This window comes from Pseudogulbenkiania sp. FW507-F1 (genome assembly GCF_058781125.1).
Genome location: NZ_JBYSWM010000018.1, coordinates 1 through 23,608, shown reverse-complemented (window position 1 = coordinate 23,608; position 23,608 = coordinate 1). Strand labels below are relative to the sequence as shown.

The window sequence follows — 23,608 nt, the reverse complement described above, 5'->3', positions numbered from 1 at the left end:
CCGCTGCCGTAACAGTGGCCGAAGCGGCGGAACCGTCGCTAAATCATGAAATTATCGCTGATTTGACCCCCGGGCGGCAACCGGCTGCCGCCAGTTCGGGGCGGCGGCGATCAACCTTGTCATATTGTTGGGGCTATGATGGAAGCTGAGCCCCGAGGATCGGAGTTTATGAGCGATTTTTTTACCTCTCCGCCGGGGACCATCACCCCGACGTCGCCGCCGCAACCGCGCCAGGTGGGCGCGGCGCATGGCTGGCGCTGGATAGTCGAGTCTTTCCTGATCGTGCGTGACCAGCCACTGACCTGGGCGCTGTTCGCACTGGCCTATTTCGGGCTGCATCTTCTGGTCAGCTCGCTGCCGATGATCGGCGGCCTGCTGGCGTTCCTGCTGGGGCCGTTGTTCGCCGGCGGCTTCGTGCTGGCGGCGGCGCGTGCCGAGCACCATGACGAACTGGGGGTGGCCGACCTGTTCGGCGGTTTCCGCCGCGCCGGCCAGGCCCTGTTCGGCGTCGGCCTGCTCTATCTGGCGCTGTTGCTGGCGGCCCTGCTGGGGTTCGGGTTGCTGTTGCGCTTGCTGGGGGGGACGGTGCCGACGCCCGAGATGATGAGCGCGCCGGGCCACGTCGGAACCATGATGGCGAGCATGCTGCTGGGGGGCGTGATCGTGTTCGTGGTCAATCTGGCCTACTGGTTCGCGCCGGCGCTGGTGGTGCAGAACGGCCTGGCGGCGTGGCCGGCACTCAAGCTCAGCATCCGCGCCGGCCTCGCCAACTGGCCGGCGGTGCTGACCTGCGGGCTGATGCTGACCGTGTTGTTCGTGCTGGCGGCGCTGCCCTTGTTCCTTGGCCTGCTGCTGTGGTTCCCGGTGGTTTACGTCACCGGCTACACGGCGTGGAAGGATGTGTTCGGCCAACCTTGAGAACCTATCCACATTAGGCGGCTGCGCCTTTGCATCTTGAGCGCAGGCAATGCTCGGAATTTATGTACATTCCGGTTCCTGTGCGCTGGTGGCACTCAACCTGCTTTGGCTCGCTCGCCTGCTGTGGCAGGCCGGCGTGGATTGCGGGTTTACTCGTCGAGTGGGCGGCGCATGTCGACGTGCAGGATGCCGCCGTCGTCGTACGGCTCGGACACGCGCTCGAAGCCGAAGTGGGCGTAGAAGTCCTGGGCGTAGGCCTGCGCCGACAGCATCATCGGCGCGCCGGGAAACAGCCGCGCGGTGCGCAGCACCGCTTCGGCCATGAGCTGGCGACCGATGCCACTGCCGCGCCAGTCCGGTTCTACCACCACCCGGCCGATGGCGGCGGCATCCGGGTATTTCTGTTCCGGCGCGATCAGACGGGCGTAGGCCACCAGCCGGCCCTGGCCGTCGCGGCCGGTCAGATGCCAGCAATCGAGGTCGGTGCCGTCGATATCCTCGTAGATCGAGCGCTGCTCGACCACGAACACCCGCCCGCGCAGCTGCAGCATTTCGTACAGGGTAAGCAGAGTGAAGCCGTCGAAGCGGTGGCATTGCCACTGGATGAAGCTGGCCATAGTACAATCCTCCCCGATCAATTCCGACAACCAACATACCATGACATGCGCCTTGGCGCGTGTCCGGCCCGCCATGGACAACAACGACCTCTTCGCAGACGATATCGCCGAGCCTGCCGTGGCCGGCACTCCCCCCGCCGCGCCGCCGCCACCCGTCGCCGACGGCGACGCCGGCGAGTGGATTCCGCTCGACCTGTACGCCGAGCGCGCCTACCTCGAATACGCCATGAGCGTGGTCAAGGGCCGTGCCTTGCCGGAAGTGGCCGACGGCCAGAAGCCGGTGCAGCGCCGCATCCTCTACGCCATGCGCGACATGGGCCTGACGCACGGCGCCAAGCCGGTGAAGTCGGCGCGCGTGGTCGGCGAAATCCTCGGTAAATATCACCCGCACGGCGACAGCTCGGCCTACGAGGCGCTGGTGCGCATGGCGCAGGACTTCACGCTGCGCTACCCGCTGATCGACGGCCAGGGCAACTTCGGCAGCCGCGACGGCGACGGCGCGGCGGCGATGCGTTACACCGAGGCGCGCCTGACGCCGATCGCCGAATTGCTGCTGGCCGAGATCGACATGGGCACGGTGGACTTCGTGCCCAACTACGACGGCGCCTTCGACGAACCGGCGCTGTTGCCGGCCCGCTTGCCGATGGTGCTGCTCAACGGCGCCTCCGGCATCGCCGTCGGCCTCGCCACCGAGATTCCGCCGCACAACCTCACCGAGGTGGCCGGCGCCGCCGTCGCCCTGCTCGACAACCCCGAACTCAGCACCGCCGAGCTGATGGCTTACGTGCCGGGGCCGGACTTCCCCGGCGGCGGCCAGATCATCACCCCGCCCGAAGACATCCTCGCCGCCTACGAGAGCGGCCGCGGCAGCGTGCGCGTGCGCGCCAAGTGGGAGGTGGAAAAGCTGGCGCGCGGCCAGTGGCGCGTGATCGTCACCGAGCTGCCGCCCGGCTCCAGCGCGCAGAAGGTGCTGGCCGAGATCGAGGAGGCCACCAACCCGAAGGTGAAATCCGGCAAGAAGGCGCTGACGCAGGAACAGCAGAATCTGAAGAGTCTGATGTTGTCGCTGCTCGATCGCGTGCGCGACGAGTCCGACAGCGACAGCCCGGTGCGGCTGGTGTTCGAGCCCAAGTCGAGCCGGCAGGACCCGGACGAGTTCATCAACGTGCTGCTGGCGCAGACCAGCCTCGAGGGCAACGCCGCGCTCAACCTGGTTATGATCGGGCTCGACGGCCGTCCCGGCCAGAAGGGACTCAAGCCCATCCTCGCCGAGTGGCTGGCGTTCCGCCGCCGCACCGTCACGCGCCGCCTCGAGCACCGCCTCTCCCAGGTGGACAAGCGCATCCACATCCTCGAAGGCCGGATGATCGCCTTCATCCACATCGACGAGGTGATCCGCGTCATCCGCGAGTCGGACGAGCCCAAGCCCGACCTGATCAAGGCCTTCGGCCTGACCGAAGTGCAAGCCGAGGACATCCTGGAAATCCGCCTGCGCCAGCTGGCGCGGCTGGAAGGCTTCAAGCTGGAGAAGGAACTGTCCGAACTGCGCGAGGAGCGCGACGGCCTGCGCCACCTCCTCGCCACGCCGGACGCGCTGACCGGGCTGATGCGCGACGAGATCCAGGCCGACGCCGCCAAGTACGGCGACGCGCGCCGCAGCGAGATCAAGGCCGCCGAGCGCGCGGTGCTGACGCAGACCATCGCCGACGAGCCGGTCACCATCATCCTGTCGCAGAAGGGCTGGATCCGCGCCCGCGTCGGCCACAACGTCGATTTGAGCGCGCTTTCCTTCAAGGACGGCGACGCGCTCGCGACCGTGGTGGAAACGCGTACCGTGTGGCCGGTCATCGTGCTGGATTCCAAGGGCCGCGCCTACACCGTCGATCCGGCCGTGGTGCCGACCGGGCGCGGCGACGGCGTGCCGGTGGCGAGCCTGGTCGAGCTGCAGGACGGCGCCAAGCCGGCGCAGCTGATCTCCGGCACGGACAGCACGCGCTTCGTGCTGGCCAACTCCGGCGGCTACGGCTTCATCGCCAAGATCGGCGACATGGCCGGGCGGGTCAAGGCCGGCAAGGCGTTCATGACGCTGGAGGACGGCGAGAGCGTGCTCGCACCGCTGGCCGTGCCGGCTTCGGCCAAGCTGGAGGGGCTGCGGCTGGTGGCGGCCGCCGACAATGGCCGTCTGCTGGCGTTCCCGGCCGGTGAGCTCAAGGAACTGGCCAAGGGCCGCGGCCTGATGCTGATGCAGCTGGGCGAAGGCGAGGCGCTCACTGCGATCGGCCTCGTCGGCGGCGACAAGGCGCAGCTGACGGCGCAGTCGGTGCGCGGCAAGCAGAGCGAGGAGAAGGTGACGCTCGCCGAGTACGACGGCAAGCGCGCGCGGCGCGGCCAGTTGCTGCCGAAGAAGTGGCTGGTGACGGCCATCGTCGAGCCGGCCGGACGCGCATGATCGAGCTGCCGCGTTCGCTCACGCTGCCTTCGGCCAACGCGCTCAGGCTGTTCAACGCGTTCCGCGGCACCATCGTGCTGGTGCTGCTGCTGGTATCGCAGCTGCACGGCTTCGATGGCGAACCCTTGCTGGTGGCCGGGCCGGCGTTCTACAGCTGGGTGCTGGCCTACTCGATCCTGATCGGGCTGTGGCTGTCGCTCGGGCGCGGCCCGCTGGCGCACGGCGTGCAGGTCACGCTGGGGGTCAGCGTCGATATCGTCATGATCGTCGCGCTGATGGCGCTCAATGGCGGCGTGAAAAGCGGTTACGGCGTGTTGCTGCTGCCTTACCTGGCGGTGGCCGGACTGCTGGCCTCCGGCCGCTACGCGCTGTTCTACGCCGCGCTGGCCAGTCTGGCGCTGCTGGGGGTCACGCTGTACGACATCCTGGCGCTGAACGGCACCACCGGCGAACTGGTACAGGCGGCGCTGTTGGCCAGCGCCGGTTTCGTCACCAGTGTCACCACCCACCAGCTGGCCCGGGTGGCGCGCGAGTCGGAACAACTCGCCGCGGCGCGCGGCAGCGAGATCGCCCAGCTCAACCGCCTCAACGAGCTGGCCCTGCAGAGCCTGCGCGAGGCGGTGCTGGTGCTCGACCAGGAAGGCCGGGTGCGCCAGTTCAACGACGCCGCCACGCGCCACTTCAGCCTGGTCGAGCGTGGCAAGCTGCTGCCCGAGCTGGCGGCGCCGGTGGCGCACTGGCGCCAGGACGGCTGTCCCTTGCTGGCGCGGCCGGTGCAGCTCAACGCCCAGCCCCAGCCGCTGATCGGGCGCATGGTGCCGATCCTGACCGGGGACACCCCGACGCTGCTGCTGTTCCTGCGCGAGACACGCGAGCTGGCGGAGGAGGCGCGCCAGCTCAAGCTGGCGGCGCTGGGGCGGCTGACGGCCAATATCGCCCACGAAATCCGCAACCCGCTGGCGGCGATCAGCCACGCCGCCGAGCTGCTGGGCGAGGACGCCGTCGATCCTGCCACGCGGCGCCTGACGGCGATGGTGCGCGACAATACGCGGCGCATCGACCGCCTAGTGGAAGAGGTGCTGGCGCTCAACCGGCGCGACCGGGTGCGCCCCGAGGTGCTGCGCCCGGCGACGGTGCTGGCCGAGCTGGTCGAGCAGTTCGTGCTCGGCGAAGCTGCCGCCGCCGGGCGCATCGTCACCACCTTCAACAGCCCGCGCGCCATGATCTTCGACCGTGGCCACCTGGCGCAGATTCTCGGCAACCTGCTGGCCAATGGCTGGCGTTACTGCCAGCGCCATACCGGTTCCCTGCGCATCGAGGTCGACGAGAGCGAGAGCGCGCTCCTGATCGACGTGGTGGACGACGGGCCCGGCGTCGGCGCCGAGCACCAGTCCCGCCTGTTCGAGCCGTTCTACACCACCGAAAGCAGCGGCACCGGCCTCGGGCTCTACATCGCCCGCGAGCTGGCCGAGGCCAACGATGCCCTGCTCGCCTACCTGAGCCCGGGCGGGCGTTTCAGACTGTACTGCCGGAAAGCCTATGACTAGAACCTCCCCCCGCCGCGTGCTGGTCGTCGACGACGAGCCGGACATCCGCGAACTGCTGGAACTGACGCTGATCAAGATGGGGCTGGAGGTGGTCACCGCCGCCAGCGTCGGCGACGCCTGCCGCCAGCTGTCGCGCCAGCCGTTCGACCTGGCGCTGACCGACATGCGCCTGCCGGACGGCGAAGGGCTGGCGGTGGTCGAGCACATCGGCCAGGCCGGGCTCGACGTGCCGGTGGCGGTGATCACCGCCTACGGCAGCGCCGACAACGCGGTGACGGCGATGAAGGCCGGCGCCTTCGACTACCTGCAAAAGCCGGTCAGCCTGGCGCAGCTGAGGACGCTGGTGCAATCGGCGCTGGCGCTGGAGGGACGCGCGGCTGGTGGTGTCGTGGACGGCGCGGTGCGGCTGGCGGGTGAATCGCCGGCGATGCAGGAGGTGCGGCGGCTGATCGAGCGGCTGGCGCGTACCCAGGCCGCGGTCTACATCCACGGCGAGTCCGGTACCGGCAAGGAGCAGGCCGCGCGGCTGATCCACGAGCAGGGGTCGCGCGCGGCGCGGCCGTTCGTGCCGGTCAACTGCGGCGCCATCCCGGAAAGCCTGATGGAGAGCGAGTTCTTCGGTCATCGCAAGGGCGCCTTCACCGGCGCCGACAGCGAACGCGACGGCTTCTTCCAGCAGGCCAACGGCGGCACGCTGTTCCTCGACGAGGTGGCCGACCTGCCGTTGGCGATGCAGGTCAAGCTGCTGCGCGCGATCCAGGAGAAGCGCGTGCGCAAGCTGGGCGGCGGCCCCGAGGAGGCGGTCGACGTGCGCCTGCTGTGCGCCACCCACCACGACCTGGCGGCGCTGGTCGACAGCGGCGCGTTCCGCCAGGACCTCTACTACCGTCTCAACGTCATCCAGCTCACCATGCCGCCGCTGCGCGAGCTGCGCGAGGACATCCCGCTGTTCGTCGGCCGCCTGCTGGAGCGGCTGGCCGGCGACGGCCCGCGTCCGCGCCTCAGCCCGGACGCGGTGAAGGCGCTGTTGGGGTACAACTATCCCGGCAACTTCCGCGAACTGGAAAACATTCTCGAACGCGCCGTGGCGCTGGCCAGCGACGCGCGGGTGGACGTGGCCGACCTGCAGTTGTCCGATGCCGCGTGCAGCGAGGGCGGGGCTGAGCCGCCGGTGGCGGGCGGGGGCGAAGGGTTGCAGGAGTACCTCGATCGGGTCGAGCGCGATGCCATCGTCAAGGCGTTGCAGGCGACCCGTTTCAACCGCACCCAGGCGGCCAAGCTGCTCGGGGTCAGCTTCCGCTCGCTGCGCTACCGCCTGGAGCGCCTCGGCATCAAGTAGCGTCGCCCAGGTTGGCCGAAGCCGGACTGACCCGGTGTTCGGCCAACCTGGCCGGGCACGCCTCGGATCATCCAGGGCCATGGCAGAACCTGGAGCAGGGTGATGAAAAGTGGCTGTCGGCTCGCCGCAGCCATGCCAAACGCTTAATCTCCTTGCCTCTGTGCCGGCTTCGCGTCCATCATGGAGGCTCAAGTCCCATGCTGAGGTGCCAACCGAATGAGTGTCGACTTTGCCAGACTCAAGGTCTTGGTGGTGGACGACCAGGTCCTGATCCGAACCCTGATGACGCAGGCCCTGCGCAATATGGGCCTGCGTCCGGAGGCCATCCTGCAGGCGGCCGACGGCGCGGCCGCCATTCGCACCCTGGATATCCGCCAGGTCGACCTGGTGCTGTGCGATATCCAGATGGACGGTCTGGACGGTATCGGACTCTTGAAAGAGCTGCGCTGCGGGCAGACCGCCAACCCGTCCAACCTGCCGTTCATTTTCCTGTCCGGGCACGCCGACCGCAGCAACGTGCTGGCCGCGGCGCGTCTGCACGCCGACGGCTTCATCGTCAAACCACCCAAGCCGGCCGACGTGGAAAAGGCGATCGAACTGGCCATGACCAAGCCGCGCCCGGAGGCAGACCCGTTCCGCTATTTCTCGGTATCGACCCACTCTGGCCAGGTGCAGCACTTCAACCAACCCCACGCCTCCACCCTGCTTGAGCACGCGGCGCTGGACGAGCCCCACCATGCTGCCGCCATTCTGCTGCCCCTGGAGGGGGTCAAGCCCGGCATGGTGCTGGCACGCGATCTGACCAATCTGTCCGGCCACCTGCTGCTGCCCAAGGGGACCCGCATCACCGCCACCCAGCTGGCTGCGCTGCGCAACTTCCGCGACCGCTACGGCGTCAGCCATCTGTCCATCGTGGAGCCCGACCAGCCGGGTCGGGACTGAGCCATGACCGACGGCAAGGGGCGCTGGACGCAGACGGTTGCCATCGGCCGGGCGGTGGTGCTGGTGGTGATCGTGCTGGGCGTGCTGCAGGGGCTGGCCTCCTACCTGCTGCTCCAGGACTCGCTGCACCAGTACCGCCGTGCCCAATGGCTGGTCGACCTCAACCGCGCCTCGCACCAACTGTTCCTTGCTGCCGATTTTCTGGAACGGGAAGGCGCCCAGACCCGCCTGCTGCTGGTGCACTCCCAGCCGCCGGGGCGCTACGAAATGCCCGCGCTGCAGCGCCTGCGTCAGCAGGGCGACCGGGCCTTGGCCGAGGCGCTGCGCAGCGTGGAAGTGCTGGAAGGGACGAGGGACCGGGCCAACCTGGGCGCGATCCGCCAGCGTTATGACCATCTGGCCAAGCTGCGCGCCGAGATCGACCGCTATTTGCAACACCACCCGGGCCGGGCCGATGAAAGCCTGGCCTTCAGCTGGCAACTGGCCAGCAACCACCTGTTCGAAAGCATCGACGCCGAACTCGCCAACCACTCGTACCGTCTCGGCGACGATGACAACGAGCTCCAGAGCCGGCTCGCCGGGGTCAAGTTCGATGCCTGGCTGCTGCGCCGTGCGATCGGCAGTGAAGGGGCGGCCCTGCTGATGCGCCTCGAGCTGAAACGGCGCCTCAACTCCAGCGACGAAGCCGACCTGGCGTCTCAGCGCGAACGTGGCCTGCTGATGCTGGAGCTGTTGCAGAGCAATATCCGCTATCTCGGTCCGGGTGCACTGTCGCAGCGTCTCACCAAGCTCAACGCGGCGACGTACCAGTTGTTTCGCATGAGCAACGCGCAACTTGCCGAATTGCAGGGCGCGGCGGCCTCGCTGCCGGTCAGCGGAATCTACGTGGAGGCCATACGCCGGGCGCACGACGAGGTGCTGTTCCTGTTCGACGACGCCTCCCGGCTGGCGGAATCGACGCTGGAGGAGCATCGTCAGGCGCTTTATCGCGAGCTGCAGCTGACGGTGCTCGCCTCGCTGCTGGCGTTCGCGCTGTACGCGGCGCTGCTGTTCGCCGTGATGCGCCGCATCCTGCGCCCGCTCCGGCGCCTGCAGCAGGTGCTGGATGCTACCCGCGACGCCATTCTCACGGTCAACGATGAAGGCATCATCCAGATGGCCAACCTGGGGGCCGAGCAGCTGTTCGGCTATCGTCGCGACGAACTGCCAGGACGGGCCTACGGCGAGCTATTGGAACTGGAGCAAGCCATGCCGCCGCAGGACGGCGTCACCCCGGAGGGCGCCGAGACCCGCCTGCAGGGGGTCGGCATCCGCCGCGACGGCAGCCGCTTCTTTACCGGTATCACCTTGAGCGGCATGGCGCAGGGGCGCTTCGGGCGTCACACGCGCCGCTTGCTGGTGGTGCGCGACGAACACGAGCAGCGCCTGGTGGAAATGGCGCACGCGCGCAGCCTGGCCCTGCTGTCGGCGATCTCGGGGGTGACCTCGCTGCTGTTGGCCAACCGTGCCCGCCAGCACGTTTTCAGCCGGCTGCTGGCGCTGTTTCTCGAATTCTGCCATGCCGCGGAGGGCGGGCTGATCGTGGTCGAGCCCGATCCGGCCGGTGGCGAGCGTTTCCGCTTCCTGGCCCGGCAAGGATGCCGCGACACCCTGGCCTGGGACGTTCTGCTGGATTCGCTCTCCGAGCTGCTGGCGACGGCCGACGGCGACATCGAGCGGGAAATGGGGGCGGCGCCGTGGCGGCTGTTGCCGGTCCGGCAAGAGCAGCGGCTGGTGGCGCTGGTGTGCCTGAAGGCGCCGGATCGGGACGCCATGGCGCAGGCGCAGGACGCCCTGCTCGCGGCGTTTGCCAGCATCATGGGCTTCTACGCCGAAGAAAACCGCCGCAAGGCATCGGAGCAGCGGCTGCGGGCCGTGTTGCAGGAAGAGGAAGCTGTGTACGCGGCCTCGCCGGTCGGCTTGCTGCGCATCGACGAAGACTTCCGGATCCTGCGCGCCAACCATGCGGCGGAGCAGATCTTCGGCACCGCACGCGGCGGCTTGCTGCCATTGCATCTGTTCGAACTGGTCGCCGACCAGCAGATCTGGATCCCGCTGGGGCAGGCCTTGTGCAACGCGCGCGAACAGGGCGGCCACGTGCAGTATGAGGCAGAATGTCTGCGCAGCAACGGCATGCCGGTGTGGGCGCTGATCGAGGGTCAGGCACTGCACGGCGAGAGTGTTCAGGGTGGCATGATTCTGGCCTGCCTTGATATCACCGAGCGCAAACAGGCCGAGTTTGCCCTGCAGCAGGCGCGCGACGAGGCGGCGGAGTCCCGCCACCAGCTGCTGGGGGCGATCGAGTCGATTTCCGAGGCCTTCGTGTTGTACGGACCGCACGATCAGCTGCTGCTGTGCAACCAGCGCTTCGCCGACCTGGTCAGCGAGGGGCAGTCATCCGACGCCCTGCTCGGCATTTCGTTCGAGGACACGGTGCGGGCGTTGCTGCAGCAGGGCGAGCGTCCCGAGCCGGGGTTCGACGCGGAGCAGTGGCTCGCCGAGCGGGTGCATCGCCACCGCCAGGGCGCTTCGTCCTTTTCGCTGCAACTGGGCGAGGCGTGGTGGCAGATCAACGAGCGGCAGATCCCCGGGCGCGGCACGGTCGGGGTCTGGGCCAACATCACCGCGCTCAAGCAGCAGGAGGCGGAGCTGATCGAGGCGTGCCGTCAGGCCGACAGCGCCAATCATGCCAAGAGCGCCTTCCTGGCGGCGATGAGCCACGAAATCCGCACGCCGATGAACGGCGTGCTGGGCATGGTCGAACTGTTGGCGCTGACCCCGCTCGACCCCGAGCAGCACGACGCGGTGGACACCATTCAGGAGTCCGCCAAGACCTTGCTGCGCCTGATCGACGACATTCTGGATTTTTCCAAGATCGAGGCCGGCCGACTCGACCTCGCACCCGAGGCGACGTCGGTGGCCGGCATCGTCGCCCAGGTGCATGGGCTGTACTTGGAAAACGCCCGGCGCAAGGGGCTGTGGTTCACCACCTGGGTCGACGACAGGGTGGCGCCCTGCCTGTTGCTCGATTCGCTGCGGCTGCGCCAGATCCTGCAGAACTTCGTCAGCAATGCGCTCAAGTTCACCCAGCAAGGCTCGGTCGAGATGCGCGTCTCGCTGCTGGCCGAGGATGAGCTGGCCCAGACCCTGCGTTTCGACGTCGTCGATACCGGCATCGGCATGGCCAGGGACACCGTGGTGCGCCTGTTCGAGCCGTTCACTCAGGCCGAGAGCGATACCACCCGCCGCTTCGGCGGCACCGGGCTGGGGCTGGCCATCTGCCGCCGCCTGGCCAGGCTGATGGGGGGAGACGTCAGCCTCGACAGCGAACCGGGGCAAGGCAGCTGCGCCACGCTGACGCTGTCGGCTGTGGTGTTGGAGGCGTCGCCTGCGCCGCACGCCGATGCGCCGCCCGTGCCCTTGGGCCTCGACCGGACGGTGCTGGCCGGTTTCAAGCCGATCCTCTTCGTCGAAGACAACCCGACCAATCGCAAGCTGGGACAGAAGCAGCTGGAGCTGCTGGGCTACCCGGTGGAGGTGGCGGAAGACGGCGTGCAGGCCTTGCAGCGCTGGCGCAGTGGGCACTTCTCGCTGATCCTGAGCGATTGCCACATGCCGGTGATGGACGGCTATCAGCTGGCACACGCCATCCGCCAGCACGAGCAGCTTGGCGAGGGGGGCGGCCGGATCCCGATCGTCGCCTGCACCGCCAACGCCGGCAAGGAAGAGGCGGACCGCGCGCTGGCGGCCGGCATGGATGATTTTCTCACCAAGCCGCTCAACCTGGCCCAGCTTGGCCGGATGCTGGAGAAGTGGCTGTGCCGCCCGGCCGTAGCGGACATGGCCGACATGGCGGCGGAGCCCGGCCCGGAGCCGGCGGCGCCTAAGGGCGAGCCGGTGGAGCGCTCCGCCCTGGCGGTCTACAGCAATGGGGACCGCATGCTGGAATGGGAAATCCTGCAGGACTTCCTGCAGAGCAACCAGGAAGACGTCGTCGCGCTGCGCGCCGCAGTAGACGCCAACGACGGCGCGCGCGTGGCGTGGGCCGCGCACCGTATCAAGGGGGCCAGCCGCATGGTCGGCGCCATGGCGCTGGGCGCGGTGGCCGAGGCGCTGGAAACGGCCGCGCGCCAGCCGGATCCGGGCGGGTTCGGAACCGGCATGGCGGAGTTCGAGGCCCGGCTGCAGGAGCTCACCGTCTGGCTGGAGGCGGAAGGCCAGTCGGCCTGAGCCGGCGCATGCGCTGGTCCGCAGCGCCATGAAAAAACCGCCAGCCTTGCGCCTGGCGGTCCGGCTTCGGCCAACGCTTGCGTTACAGCCGGAAGCGCGAAACGGCGTCGTGCAGGCCCTTGGCCATGCTGTCGATGTCATGCACCACCCGCGTGGCCAGGGCCACGGCACTGCGCGTTTCCGTCACCACCCCCGCCACCTGTTCCACGCTGCCGGCAATGCTGGTGCCGGCCTGGCTTTGCTCGGACATCGAATAGGCGACGTTGCGGAACAGCGCCAGGGTCTGTTCGACGCTGCGGCTGATGCGATGGAGGGTCTCGGCCGCTTCATGCACCTGGCTCGCGCCGTTTTCCACCGCCGGCCGGATTTCCTCCATGCGTGCCGAGACCGTCGACGTCTCGCTCACCACCGCACCGATGATGCTGGCGATCTCGCTGGTGGCCTCGGCGGTGCGTTCCGCCAGCTTGCGCACCTCGTCGGCGACCACGGCAAAGCCGCGCCCGGTCTCGCCGGCGCGCGCCGCCTCGATGGCCGCGTTGAGCGCCAGCAGGTTGGTCTGGTTGGCGATGTCGCGAATGGTCTCGGCGATACCGCTGATGCTGCTGGTGTGCTCGGCCAGGCGCACCACCATGGCGGCGGCGCCGGTTACCTGGCCGGAGACGGCGAGGATGCTTCCGGCCGCTGCCTGGGCGACGCCGCAGCCGCTGCGTGCCAGCTCCGCCATGGTCTGCGAGTCGCTTTCGGTCTGCCGTGCGCTGTCGGAAACGTGGTCGATGCTGACCGACAGCTGTTCGATGGCGGCGGCGGCGGAGGTGGTCGACTCGCTGGCCGTGTTCGATACCAGGTCCAGCTTGCGCATCTCGCCGGCCAGCTCCTGGGCGGTATGCGTCATCAGCGCCGACGAGCGGTTGATCTGCTCGATCATCTGGCGCAGCCCGGACTGCATGCGCCGCATCGCCATCAGCAAGCTGTGTTCCTGGCCCTGAGCGACGATGTCGCGGCTCAGGTCGCCGGCGGCGATGGCCTCCATGATCTCGGCGGCGTAGGCGGGTTCACCGCCCAGCGTGCCGATGATGCGCCGTGACATGGCCAGCGACAGCAGGCCGACCCCGATCATGACCGCCGCGCTGACGCCGAGCAGCAGTGACGCCTCGCGCCAGAAGATGGCGTCGACGTCGTCGACGAAGATGCCGGTGCCGACCGTCCAGCCCCAGCGCTCGTAGCGCACCACGCCGTTGAGCTTCGGTATCGGCTGCTGGCTGCTGCCGCGCGAGGTCTGGATTGTGGTGATGCCGTACTTGTGACCCGCCAGCGCCTCCTCGTAGGCCGCCACCGTGGTGCGCCCGTCCGGCAGTGTGCTGCCGAGATCCTCCTTGCCCACGCGTTCCGCCTTGGGATGGACCTTGAGCACGTTGTTGGCGTCGCGGGCGAAGAAGTAGAGGTCGTCCACGCGCAGCATGTTGAGGGCGGCGCTGGCCTGCCGTTCGGCCTCGGCGCGGCTCAGCTTGCCCTGTTGTTCCAGTGCGCCATAACGGTTCATCACGCCCTCCGCCATGCGCAGGGCCACCGTGATCTGTTCGCTCTTCTGGCTGTAGAGCTCGCTGCGCAGCGAGTGTAGCGCCAGGCCGGCGATGAGCAGGGTGCCGAGAAAGCTGGCGAGGACAAGGATCATTAGTCGTGTGCGTAGGCGCATGCGGTGTGCTCCAGATGGTCTGTGTCGAGTGTCGTCCGGTCTGCCGGGAGGCTGGCCAGCCGGGCCACGGCGGTGTGGATGTTGTTGTCAGGGCCGTGGTCGTTGGATTTTAAATTATGTGTGTAAACAAACGGCCACGCATCCTTGGTTTTTGTTTCAAACCCTGGCGGGCTGGGAGGCGGTTCCCATGGGGCATGGCCTGGCCGGATGGGTTGGTGCTTTTTTGGGGTGAAGCGGGGGTTATTTTGCGGACGGATTTTTCTGACGCTGTGGTGGAGTTATGACGGTCTTTTCTTTGTTTGTAATTTATAAAATGAAATACATTATTTATTTACGTAAATAATTGTATTCCGGCGATGTCGGGCTCTTGCAGGATTGAGCGCTGCAGTGCTGGTGTATCCCTGCGGACTCGCTGTCTTTACGGGGCGCGGACAAAACCCGGTGCGGCGATTTTGGCCAGGCGCGCGGCGGCAGGCAGTACACGTAGCACGGCAACGCCGCGCAACGACGTCGCGGTGCTTGGGCGGTCAGGGCTTTGCAAAGGTGCTTATCCTGGGGCACGGCAGTACCGCCTTGGGACCGGTGGGGCTGAATCAGGGCATGGCCAGGAGTCGACGGCAGGTCGAGAGGCGGGGCGGGAGGCGGAGGGAGGAGCGTTGCAGCGGTCGGCGCAGGAAGCGCCGGGTGACACGAGGCAGCAGGGGAGGGTGAGGGCCGGCGCCCCGTCAGGGAAGACGCCGGCACGGGTCATGGCTAGTGGGCGGAGCGCTCGTCGGCCATGCGGTCGAACAGTTGCAGCATGGCTTGGCTGTGCTGCTCCAGTTCGCTCATCAACTGGATGATCTGGTTTTCGTCCATGCCGTCCGGCTGCTGCGAGGCGCTGAGCGCCGACGACACGCATTGCTCTAGGGCGGCTTGTGGCTGCCGGTATTCGCCGTAGGCACGGGTGGCGGCAAAGGCGTGCAGGTGTTCGTCCAGCTGCTCCTGGCGCGGTGGCGGGCCGGCCTGCTGCCCCTCCTCGACGGCATGGTAGACGTGCTGCTTGAACATGATGTGGCCGACCTTGACCAGCGACGATTGCGATTTGTCGCGCACCCGGTACACCTGGCTGGTCGCTTCGTCCGAGCTTTGCGCCAGACGCGCGAAATGCTGGCGGAAGGCGTCGACCGAGGTCTTGACCTCGTTGGCGACGCCGCCGGCCTGCTGCGACTTGCTCTGCATGTCGGCGATGCGGGCCGACAGCGAGGCCAGCACGGTCTGCACCTGGTGGGCGGTGTCCTTGCTGCGCTCTGCCAGCTTGCGCACCTCGTCGGCGACCACGGCGAAGCCGCGCCCGGTCTCGCCGGCGCGCGCTGCCTCGATGGCCGCGTTGAGCGCCAGCAGGTTGGTCTGGTCGGCGATGTCGGAGATGGCCGAGAGCGAGCTCTCGATGCCTTGCCACGCCTGGTTCAGCGCATGGCTGGCGTCGCTCATGCTGTGCACGCTGGCGGCGATGGTGTCGAGGCTGCCGCTCAGGCGGGCGGCGCTCTCCAGGCTTTCGCGGGCGCCGTCGGCATTGCTGCGGGTGATGTCCGACACGGTTTCCATGGCCTCGCTGATGGCGGCGAGGTCGGCCTGGTTGGCGGCCAGGTTCTGGCGCAGGTTGGGGGCGTTGAGATGGTTCAGTTGCGAGGACAGCCGGTTGCGCCGCACGAACTCGCTGTTGTCTTCCATGGCCTGGATCGCCTTGTCGATGTTGTCCATCGAGCTGGCGAACACGCCGGGCAGGCCCTCCTTCAGCGGGCGCCGGCTGTAATCGCCGCGGCTGACGCGGCCGAAGCAGGTGTTCATTTCCTTGAAGTAGGTTTCCACCAGGTCCATGAAGTCGTTCAGCTCCCACGCCACCATGCCGACCTCGCCCTGTTTCTGGGTGCGCGTGGCGCGGTGGTGCAGTTCGCCCGAGCGGGCGTAGCCGAGCTGTTCGTGCAGGGTGTCCAGGGTGGCCAGGATGCGGCCGGACTGGCGCTGGATGAAGGCCGAGGCCAGCAGCGAGCACAGCAACACCAGGCCCAGGATGTAGGGCTGGGCGCCGTCCGGGGCGAAGAAGTGGGCGACGAAGCTCAGCACCAGCAGCAGGTTGAAGGCGAGCAGGGCGAACTTGATGTAGTCGCGGATGAAGGGGGAACGTTTGCGCTGGAGTGGAGTGTTCATCGCTGGGCTGCTCCCGCTTGGGCCGGTTTGTTCAGGTCCAGCACCATGTTTTCGAACGAGCTGTACTGGCGGCGTTTGACCTCTTCCAGCAGCCAGGCCACCGAGGCGTCGGGAGCAGTGGCCTTGCCGCTGCTGGCCTCGATCTCGCGCATGCGGCGGTAGAGCTCGGTCATGGTGTCGATCGCCTTGCGCGTGGCGCAGCGTCGCACCGAGTAGTAGCCCATCAGCTGGCCGTGCCGGTCGTAATCCGGCGTGATGTTGGCCATGACCCAGTAATAGTCGCCGTCGGCGGTGTAGTTCTTGATGATGCCGAAGAACTCCTGGCCGGCCTGCAGCGTTTTCCACAGCAGGCGGTACACGCCGCGCGGCATGTCGGGGTGGCGGATGATGTTGTGCGGTTGTCCCAGCAGCTGCGGTTCGGCGTACCGGGAGATGCGCATGAAGACCCGGTTGGCGTAGCTGATGTGGCCCTTGGGGTCGGTCTTGGTGATGATCAGTTCGTCCGGCTGCAGGGTGACTTCCCGGCTGGCCGTCGTCGTGGCGTCCATGTTTCTCTCCCATCTTGTCTGCCCGCTGGGTGTGCGCACCCAAGGCTTTGTTATGACAGTGTGGATGAGCTCCTCGGGCGCGGCAAGAACATTGTCAACGCGGCTGTGGTATCAGATGTCGGCCCACATTCTCAAGAGATTGTGATAGTTGGCGGTGAGCATGATCAGCGCGTCGTTGTCGCCGTGCGTGCGGCGCAGGCTGCTGATGGCGCTGTCCATGTCGAACAGCAGGCTGCGCCTGGCGTCGTCGCGCACCATGCTCTGGGTCCAGAAGAACGAGGCGATGCGCGCGCCGGCGGTGACCGGTTCGACGCGGTGCAGGCTGGTCGACGGGTACAGCACTATGTCGCCGGCGGGCAGCTTCACCTGGTGCAGGCCGTAGTAGTCCTCGACCACCAGTTCGCCGCCCTGGTATTCGTCCGGGCCGGTGAAGAACAGCGTGTAGGACACGTCGGTGCGCACCCAGTCGCCGCCGAAGGGGTCGGCGCGTACCGCGTTGTCGACGTGGTTGCCGAAGTCCATCCCGCCCTGGTAGCAGTTGAACAGCGGCGGAAAGACCTTCTTGGGCAGGGCGGCGGAGAAGAACAGGCTGTTGCGCTGGAGCGCGGCCTCCACCATGGCGGACAGCTCGCGCGCCTCGGCGCAGTCCTGCGGCAGCTGTAGGTTGCGTTTGACCTGCGCCGACTGGCTGCCGGCGGTGAGGCGGCCGTTGGCCCACGGGGCGCGTTCGAGCAGGGCGCGGCCGTGCGCCAGTTCTTCGGGGGTGAGGACGTCGGGGACGTGGAGCAGCATGTGCGTTGCCTTTCGGGCGCCGTGCCGGCGCGGTTGTTCGATGCGGAGTCGGGGGCAAGGGCTTCGGCCAACCCCGGGGTTGGCCGAAGCCCGGACGCGGGGGGGCTCAGTACTTGTAGCCGATGGTCAGCTGCGCCTCGCGCTGGTTGCCGGCGTAGGCGTGGCCGGTGTTCTGGCCGATGTAGTACTTCTTGTCGGTGAGGTTGTTCAGGTTGAGCTGCACCTTGTACTTGCGGGTCTCGTACGCCAGCATCGCGTCGTAGCGGATGAAGCCCGGCAGGTAGTTGGCTGCCGACTGGTCCTTGCTGCTGTCGCTGGAATAGCGCTTGCCGGTGTAGTAGGCGCCGAAACCGGCGGTGACGGTGTCGCTCAGCTTGTAGGTGGTCCACAGGTTGGCGGTCCGCACGCCTGCACCTCGGTGAGCGAGCCGCGGTTCTTGCCGGAATAGCGCAGCAGGGTGGCGTCGGTCACCGGGGTGCCGGCGCTGACGCCGCCGCTGTTGCTGTCGTTGCGCAGCTGCGGCTGGGCCACGGTGAGCCAGCGGTCGTAGCGGCCGACGCGCAGCTGGCTGCTCAGTTCGTGGTCTTCGGCCAACTTGTGGCTCAGGCGCACGGTGGAGATGTCGGTCTGGATGTCCTCGCTGTTCATGCCCTGCAGACCGTAGTAGCGGTCGGCCGGCACGTCGATCGGACGGTGCGTGTTCGGGTCGTACGGCACGCCCAGCATCGGCGTGTTGTTCTCGGTCAGGTGCAGGTGCGACAGCGTCAGCGTGGTCGGCTCGCCCAGGCCGAAGGCCAGCGACGGCGCCACGCTCCAGCGCTTCGCCACCTCGATGCCGTTGGGCGTGCCGTCGTTGGTCGCCATCAGGTTCAGGCGCGCGGCCGCCGTGTCGCTGAAGGCCTGGTTGATGTCCAGCGTCATGCGCAGGAAGTCGTCGGTGCCGACGCTCAGGCTGCCCTCGAGCTTTTCCCCGGCGAACGGCGTCTTGCTGACCTGGTTGACCACGCCGCCGGTGCTGCCGCGGCCGAACAGCATCGAACTCGCCCCCTTCAGCACCTCGATCTTCTCGTCGTTGAACGGGTCGCGGTTGTACTGCGCCACGTCGCGCTGGCCGTCGCGGTAGGTGTCCTGGAACGCCGCGAAGCCGCGCAGGTAGACCTGGTCGCCGGAGCGGCCGCCCTCGCCGGCGGCGAAGGTGATGCCCGACACGTTCTTCAGCGCGTCCTTCAGGTTGCTGGCCAGCTGGTCGTCCAGCAACTGGCGGTTGACCACGGTGATCGCCTGCGGGATGTCCTTCAGCGCCTGCTTCTGCTTGCCGATGTTCGAGGTCTCGGTCTTGTAGCTGACGCGCAGCGGCTGCTCGGCGGTCACGCTGACCGTCTCGAGTTCGGCGCTGTCCGCCGTGGTGCCGGCGGCGTAGGCCAGCGCCGGCGACAGCGCCGCCGCCAGCATGCCGGCGGTGAGCCGGGCCGGCAGTTTGGATTGAGCGACGTTGGCCGAAGCCTTCAGGCTCTTTGGGCTCATGGTTTCCTCTGCAAAAGGGTGGGTGGTGACGGATTCCGGGCGCAAGACGACCCGCGGCCTCCCTCTGTGATGGAGGTCCGTGGGGCGTGTCGCGCGGGAATCAGGGGTGGATCAGGGGGCTTCGGTGACGAAGCCGATGCGGCTCACGCCGCTCTGCTGGGCGCTGGCCAGCGCCTCGGCGACGTACTCGTAGCGCGCGTTCTTGTCGGCGCGCAGGTGCAGTTCGACCTGCGGGTTGGCGCGCGCGGCGGCGGCGAAGCGCGCCGCCAGCGCCTCGCGCGCCACCGGGGCGTCGTTCCAGAAGTAGCGGCCGTCCGGCTGGACCGCCAGGCGGATCGCCTCCGGCTTGTCCTCGAAGCGGGCCGCCGCCGCCTGCGGCAGGTCGACCTTGACCGCGTTGGTCAAGAGCGGCGCGGTGATGATGAACACCACCAACAGCACCAGCATCACGTCGACCAGCGGCGTGGTGTTGATCTCCGCCATCGGGGCGTGCTCGCCCTTGTCGAAACTACCGAACGCCATCGATCTCTCCCGCCTGGGTCAGCAGTTGCGCGTGCAGGTCGTGCGCGAAGTGGTCCATCTGCTGCGCCATCACCCGCTGCAGGCGCATGAAGGTGTTGTACGCCAGCACCGCCGGAATCGCCGCCGCCAGGCCGGCGGCGGTCGCCACCAGCGCCTCGCCGATCGGCCCCGCCACGGTCGCGATCGACACCTGTCCCTGTGCGCCGATGTTCACCAGCGCGTGGTAAATGCCCCACACCGTGCCGAACAGGCCGATGAACGGCGCGGTCGAGCCGACCGAGGCCAGCAGCGTCATGCCCGCCTCGTGGCGGCCGGTCTCCTGCGCCAGCCGTTTGCGGATGGCGCGGGTGAGGAATTCGTTCAGGTCGCAGGCCTGCCCCAGCGAGCGCTGCGCGTTGGCATGAAAGTGGCGCAGCGCCGACAGGCCGTCGCGCGCCAGGTTGGCGTAGGCCGAATTCGACTCGGCCAGTGCCGCTTCCGCCGTCGGCCAGTTCGCGGCGTTCCACAACGCGGCTTCGGCCAACTTGTTGTCGCGGCGCGCACGCCAGCCCTGCACGGCGCGCAGCGCGATGACGTACCAGGTCAGGATCGACATGGCGATGAGCAGCATGAACACCGTCACGAGCACGGCGTCCCCCTGGTGGAATACGGTCAGCAGATTCATGGTTCAGTGGCTTTTGATGGAAAAATCGACGGGTACGATGAAGTTGAAGGGAATGGCCTCCTGCCCGCGCCGGGCCGGCACGAAGCGCCATTGGCGCACCGCCTCCAGCGCCGCGCGGTCCAGCCGCAGGTAGCCGCTGCTCTGCGCCAGGCTGACGTCCAGCGGGCGGCCTTCGGCGCTCACCTGCACCCGTACCCGCACCGTGCCGGTCTCGTTCAGCTCCAGCGACAGCGCCGGGTAGCGCGGCTTGGGGTTGTCCAGGTAGCCGCCGCGGTAGAGCGGCGGGGTGATCGGGGCGTCGGCCGCCTCGGCCGCTTTGGCCGGGGCCGCGCTGCTGGCGGTGGCTGTGGCCTCGCTGCGGTGCTCCTCCGGCGCCGGGGCCGGGGACGGCCTGGCGCTCGGTGTCGCCGCACTGGGGCGCGGCGCCGAGGTACTCAATAGCGGCTGGGAGGTGGCCGCGCTACGGCGCGCGGCCGGGCGCTCGGGCCTGGGCTTCGGTTCGGGGTGTGGCGCCGTCGGCACGACCGGCGCCGGAGCGGCCGGATGCGGCGCGACAAGGGACACCAGTTCCATGCGTGCCAATTGCGGCGGCGTGATCGGCACGTGTTGAGCGGCCAGCAGGGTCTGCCCGGCCAGCGCGGCGACGTGCAGCAGCGTGACGCCGCTCAGGGCGGCAAAACGTTCGGTACGCGAGTTCATGCAAGAATGATAACGCAAATTATTATCATTAACATGGAGACTGTGCGTATTTGATACAGGTCAACGGGGTCATCCGGCGTCGGGCGTAGCATGGTTTCATCCCCTATTGCCTTCCATCACTTGCCGGAGCGTGCCATGCACATCGACCATCACCCCCTCGCCGCCGAGTTTCCCGGCGATCAGGACGAGATCCACCAGCTCAAGCAGGATAGCGCTCGCTTTACCCGCCTGTTCATGGACTACGAGCAGGCCGACAAGGCCGTGGTGCGCATCGAGAACGAGCTGGAGGCCGCCAGCGATGTGGAACTGGAACGGCTCAAGAAAACCCGTCTGGCGCTGAAGGACGAACTCTACCGGCTGATCCGCGGCGGCGTGTCCTGACCCGCTTGCAATCCGTCCACTTGCCTACATATCCTGAAAAGCTGCTGGCAGCTCGCCGGTAGCTTTTTTCATTGGAACAAGAACATGCAGCAGTTTGACGGAACCACCATCGTCTCCGTCCGCCGTGGACAGCGCGTGGCGCTGGGCGGTGACGGACAGGTCACCCTCGGCAATATCGTGATCAAGGCCACCGCGCGCAAGGTTCGCCGCCTCTATCACGACAAGGTGCTGGCCGGTTTTGCCGGCGGTACCGCCGATGCCTTCACCCTCTTCGAGCGCTTCGAAGCCAAGCTGGAAAAGCACCAGGGCCACCTGGTGCGCTCGGCGGTGGAACTCGCCAAGGACTGGCGCACCGACCGCATGCTGCGCCGCCTGGAAGCGATGCTGATCGTGGCCGACAAGGAAAGCACGCTCATCATCACCGGCAACGGCGACGTGCTCGAGCCCGAGCAGGGCATCGCGGCGATCGGCTCCGGCGGCGCCTACGCCCAGTCGGCGGCGCGCGCGCTGTTCGAGAACACCGAACTCGACCCGGCCGTGGTGGTCAAGAAGTCGCTGGAGATCGCCGGCGACATCTGCATCTACACCAACCACAACCACCTGATCGAGACGCTGGACTGAAAGCCCATCGACCCGGCGACCGCCTCCGTCCCCTGAGCGCCAGCGGCGCTCGCACCGAGGAGGCCGGCACGCCCGTCGCGATGGGGTTTGCCAAAGCACGCCCCGACCGTCTCGGGGCCACCGTAACATCCGACCGCCGCGACTCTATATAAGAGTGTGCGGTGGTCCCAGCCGGAGCCGGACCCCAGCTTGGCCGACGCCTTCGGTCAACCTTGCCGGAAATACGCCATGACCCAAATGACCCCGCCGGAAATCGTTCACGAGCTGAACAAGCACATCATCGGCCAGGACGCCGCCAAGCGCGCCGTGGCCATCGCCCTGCGCAACCGCTGGCGCCGCCAGCAGGTGAGCGAACCGCTCAAGAGCGAAATCACCCCCAAGAACATCCTGATGATCGGGCCGACCGGCGTCGGCAAGACCGAAATCGCGCGCCGCCTGGCGCGGCTCGCCAACGCCCCCTTCATCAAGGTCGAAGCCACCAAGTTCACCGAGGTCGGCTACGTCGGCCGCGACGTCGACACCATCATCCGCGACCTCACCGAGATCGCCATCAAGGACACCCGCGACACCGCCATCAAGCGCCTGCGTCACCGCGCCGAAGACGCCGCCGAAGACCGCATCCTCGACGTGCTGCTGCCGCCGGCCCGTCAGCCGGCCGGCTTCTTCTCCGGCGAGGAAGAAGCGCCCGCCAGCAAGCCCGAAGACAGCGCCACCCGGCTCAAATTCCGCAAGATGCTGCGCGAGGGCAAGCTCGACGACAAGGAAATCGAAATCAACGTCGCCGCGCCGCAGGGCAAGATGGAAATCCTCGCCCCGCCGGGCATGGAAGACTTCTCCAGCCAGCTGCAGACCATGTTCCAGGGCCTGGGCGCCGGCAAGCAGAAGGCGCGCAAGCTGAACGTGGCCGAAGCGCTCAAGCTAGTCATCGAAGAAGAAGCCGCCAAGCTGGTCAACGAAGACGAGATCAAGCAAGAAGCGCTGCAGAACGTCGAACAGAACGGCATCGTCTTCATCGACGAAATCGACAAGGTCGCCAGCCGCAGCGAAGGCAACGGCGCCGACGTGTCGCGCGCCGGCGTGCAGCGCGACCTGTTGCCGCTGGTCGAAGGCACCACCGTCACCACCAAGTACGGCATGGTCAAGACCGACCATATCCTGTTCATCGCCTCCGGTGCCTTCCACCTCGCCAAGCCGTCCGACCTGATTCCGGAACTGCAGGGCCGCTTCCCGATCCGCGTCGAACTGACCTCGCTGACCGTCGACGACTTCCGCCAGATCCTCACCAACACCGACGCCTGCCTGACGCGCCAGTACGAAGCACTGCTCGCGACCGAAGGCGTCGAGCTGGTGTTCGCCGACAGCGGCATCCAGCGCATGGCCGAGATCGCCTGGCACGTCAACGAAAAGACCGAGAACATCGGGGCGCGCCGCCTCTACACCGTGATCGAAAAGCTGCTCGAGGAAATCTCCTTCGACGCCCGCACCGGCCGCTTCGAAGTCGACGCCGCCTACGTCGACAGCAAGCTTGACATGCTGTCGCAGCGCGAAGACCTGGCGCGCTACGTGCTGTAACGGGATGCTGTACCGCTTCCGATTGTGCGGAAGCGGTATTTCCAAAAAAAGCCGGCGATTTCGCCGGCTTTTTGCATTTTCAGCGCGGTGCCGGCGGGCCGGAAGCGGCGCGGCAGGCGGGTGAGTTGGGTGGGCGGTAAAAAATGTCTATCGGGTAAGTTGTTTCTATTCAGGCGTTTGCATGCTGATTTTTGCTGGGAGGCGCTTTTTTTGGTGTTTTTCTGCAAAAAGGCGTTGACGGGGTGGGGGTCGGGGCGTATAGTTCGCCTCCTCAGCTGACGCAGCGACGGAAACGACGCAGTCAGCACCGCTCTTTAACAA

Annotated in this window: 19 protein-coding genes; 9 read left to right on the top strand and 10 right to left on the bottom strand. The window is 67.4% G+C overall.

Features of this window, described 5'->3' with window-relative positions:
- Positions 1 to 168 precede the first annotated feature (168 nt).
- Positions 169 to 918: a BPSS1780 family membrane protein gene (locus AC3WG5_RS12645; RefSeq protein WP_014088750.1), complete on the top strand. Its 750-nt coding sequence runs from the start codon at positions 169 to 171 to the stop codon at positions 916 to 918.
- A gap of 149 nt (positions 919 to 1,067) precedes the next feature.
- Here the strand turns inward: AC3WG5_RS12645 and AC3WG5_RS12640 are convergent, their stop codons facing one another.
- Positions 1,068 to 1,535 (bottom strand): GNAT family N-acetyltransferase, encoded by a 468-nt coding sequence (locus AC3WG5_RS12640; RefSeq protein ID WP_008955349.1) that lies wholly within the window; start codon positions 1,533 to 1,535, stop codon positions 1,068 to 1,070.
- Positions 1,536 to 1,608: 73 nt separating this feature from the next.
- On the opposite strand from AC3WG5_RS12640, the gene parC reads away from it, so the two are divergent.
- From parC to AC3WG5_RS12615, 5 genes are all read left to right on the top strand, one after another.
- Positions 1,609 to 3,984: a DNA topoisomerase IV subunit A gene (gene parC / locus AC3WG5_RS12635; protein ID WP_492568943.1), complete on the top strand. Its 2,376-nt coding sequence runs from the start codon at positions 1,609 to 1,611 to the stop codon at positions 3,982 to 3,984.
- On the top strand, positions 3,981 to 5,531 hold the full coding sequence (locus AC3WG5_RS12630; RefSeq protein ID WP_492568942.1) for a two-component system sensor histidine kinase NtrB: 1,551 nt from the start codon (positions 3,981 to 3,983) through the stop codon (positions 5,529 to 5,531). Before parC ends, AC3WG5_RS12630 begins: the two co-directional genes overlap by 4 nt.
- Positions 5,524 to 6,870, top strand: a complete 1,347-nt coding sequence (locus AC3WG5_RS12625) for a sigma-54-dependent transcriptional regulator (RefSeq protein ID WP_492568941.1) — start codon at positions 5,524 to 5,526, stop codon at positions 6,868 to 6,870. The genes AC3WG5_RS12630 and AC3WG5_RS12625 overlap by 8 nt, the downstream gene beginning before the upstream one ends.
- 216 nt (positions 6,871 to 7,086) lie before the next feature.
- Entirely contained in the window at positions 7,087 to 7,812 is a 726-nt protein-coding gene (locus AC3WG5_RS12620) for a response regulator (RefSeq protein WP_482583801.1), read from the top strand.
- A 3-nt stretch (positions 7,813 to 7,815) separates the two neighbouring features.
- On the top strand, positions 7,816 to 12,081 hold the full coding sequence (locus AC3WG5_RS12615) for an ATP-binding protein (RefSeq protein WP_492568940.1): 4,266 nt from the start codon (positions 7,816 to 7,818) through the stop codon (positions 12,079 to 12,081).
- An 82-nt stretch (positions 12,082 to 12,163) separates the two neighbouring features.
- On the opposite strand, the gene AC3WG5_RS12610 is transcribed toward AC3WG5_RS12615, so the two are convergent.
- From AC3WG5_RS12610 to AC3WG5_RS12570, 9 genes are all read right to left on the bottom strand, one after another.
- Positions 12,164 to 13,753 (bottom strand): methyl-accepting chemotaxis protein, encoded by a 1,590-nt coding sequence (locus tag AC3WG5_RS12610; RefSeq protein WP_492568939.1) that lies wholly within the window; start codon positions 13,751 to 13,753, stop codon positions 12,164 to 12,166.
- 774 nt (positions 13,754 to 14,527) lie between these two features.
- Entirely contained in the window at positions 14,528 to 15,361 is an 834-nt protein-coding gene (locus tag AC3WG5_RS12605; protein ID WP_492568975.1) for a methyl-accepting chemotaxis protein, read from the bottom strand.
- Between the two features lie 599 nt (positions 15,362 to 15,960).
- Positions 15,961 to 16,512, bottom strand: a complete 552-nt coding sequence (locus AC3WG5_RS12600) for a PAS domain-containing protein (RefSeq protein ID WP_014088740.1) — start codon at positions 16,510 to 16,512, stop codon at positions 15,961 to 15,963.
- A gap of 111 nt (positions 16,513 to 16,623) precedes the next feature.
- Complete coding sequence (locus tag AC3WG5_RS12595; RefSeq protein ID WP_492568938.1) at positions 16,624 to 17,304, bottom strand: Fe2+-dependent dioxygenase; 681 nt, start codon at positions 17,302 to 17,304, stop codon at positions 16,624 to 16,626.
- A 106-nt stretch (positions 17,305 to 17,410) separates the two neighbouring features.
- Positions 17,411 to 17,710 (bottom strand): TonB-dependent receptor domain-containing protein, encoded by a 300-nt coding sequence (locus AC3WG5_RS12590; protein ID WP_492568937.1) that lies wholly within the window; start codon positions 17,708 to 17,710, stop codon positions 17,411 to 17,413.
- Positions 17,674 to 18,828 carry a TonB-dependent receptor gene (locus AC3WG5_RS12585; protein WP_492568936.1) on the bottom strand — a complete coding sequence of 385 codons (1,155 nt, stop codon included), beginning with the start codon at positions 18,826 to 18,828 and terminating at the stop codon, positions 17,674 to 17,676. The genes AC3WG5_RS12590 and AC3WG5_RS12585 overlap by 37 nt, the downstream gene beginning before the upstream one ends.
- Positions 18,829 to 18,939: 111 nt before the next feature.
- A complete protein-coding gene (locus AC3WG5_RS12580) occupies positions 18,940 to 19,350 on the bottom strand; it encodes an ExbD/TolR family protein (protein WP_492568935.1) in 411 nt (136 codons plus the stop codon).
- Entirely contained in the window at positions 19,337 to 20,014 is a 678-nt protein-coding gene (locus AC3WG5_RS12575) for a MotA/TolQ/ExbB proton channel family protein (protein ID WP_492568934.1), read from the bottom strand. The genes AC3WG5_RS12580 and AC3WG5_RS12575 overlap by 14 nt, the downstream gene beginning before the upstream one ends.
- Before the next feature lie 3 nt (positions 20,015 to 20,017).
- Positions 20,018 to 20,713: an energy transducer TonB gene (locus AC3WG5_RS12570; RefSeq protein WP_492568933.1), complete on the bottom strand. Its 696-nt coding sequence runs from the start codon at positions 20,711 to 20,713 to the stop codon at positions 20,018 to 20,020.
- 135 nt (positions 20,714 to 20,848) lie between these two features.
- Here AC3WG5_RS12570 and AC3WG5_RS12565 point away from each other — a divergent pair, with 135 nt between their 5' ends.
- The 3 genes from AC3WG5_RS12565 (at position 20,849) to hslU (ending at position 23,287) form a co-directional block, all read left to right on the top strand.
- Complete coding sequence (locus AC3WG5_RS12565; protein WP_492568932.1) at positions 20,849 to 21,094, top strand: HP1242/YdcH family protein; 246 nt, start codon at positions 20,849 to 20,851, stop codon at positions 21,092 to 21,094.
- Positions 21,095 to 21,178: 84 nt separating this feature from the next.
- Entirely contained in the window at positions 21,179 to 21,715 is a 537-nt protein-coding gene (gene hslV, locus AC3WG5_RS12560; protein ID WP_008955334.1) for an ATP-dependent protease subunit HslV, read from the top strand.
- 228 nt (positions 21,716 to 21,943) lie between these two features.
- Positions 21,944 to 23,287 carry an ATP-dependent protease ATPase subunit HslU gene (gene hslU / locus AC3WG5_RS12555; protein WP_492568931.1) on the top strand — a complete coding sequence of 448 codons (1,344 nt, stop codon included), beginning with the start codon at positions 21,944 to 21,946 and terminating at the stop codon, positions 23,285 to 23,287.
- Positions 23,288 to 23,608: the final 321 nt, after the last annotated feature.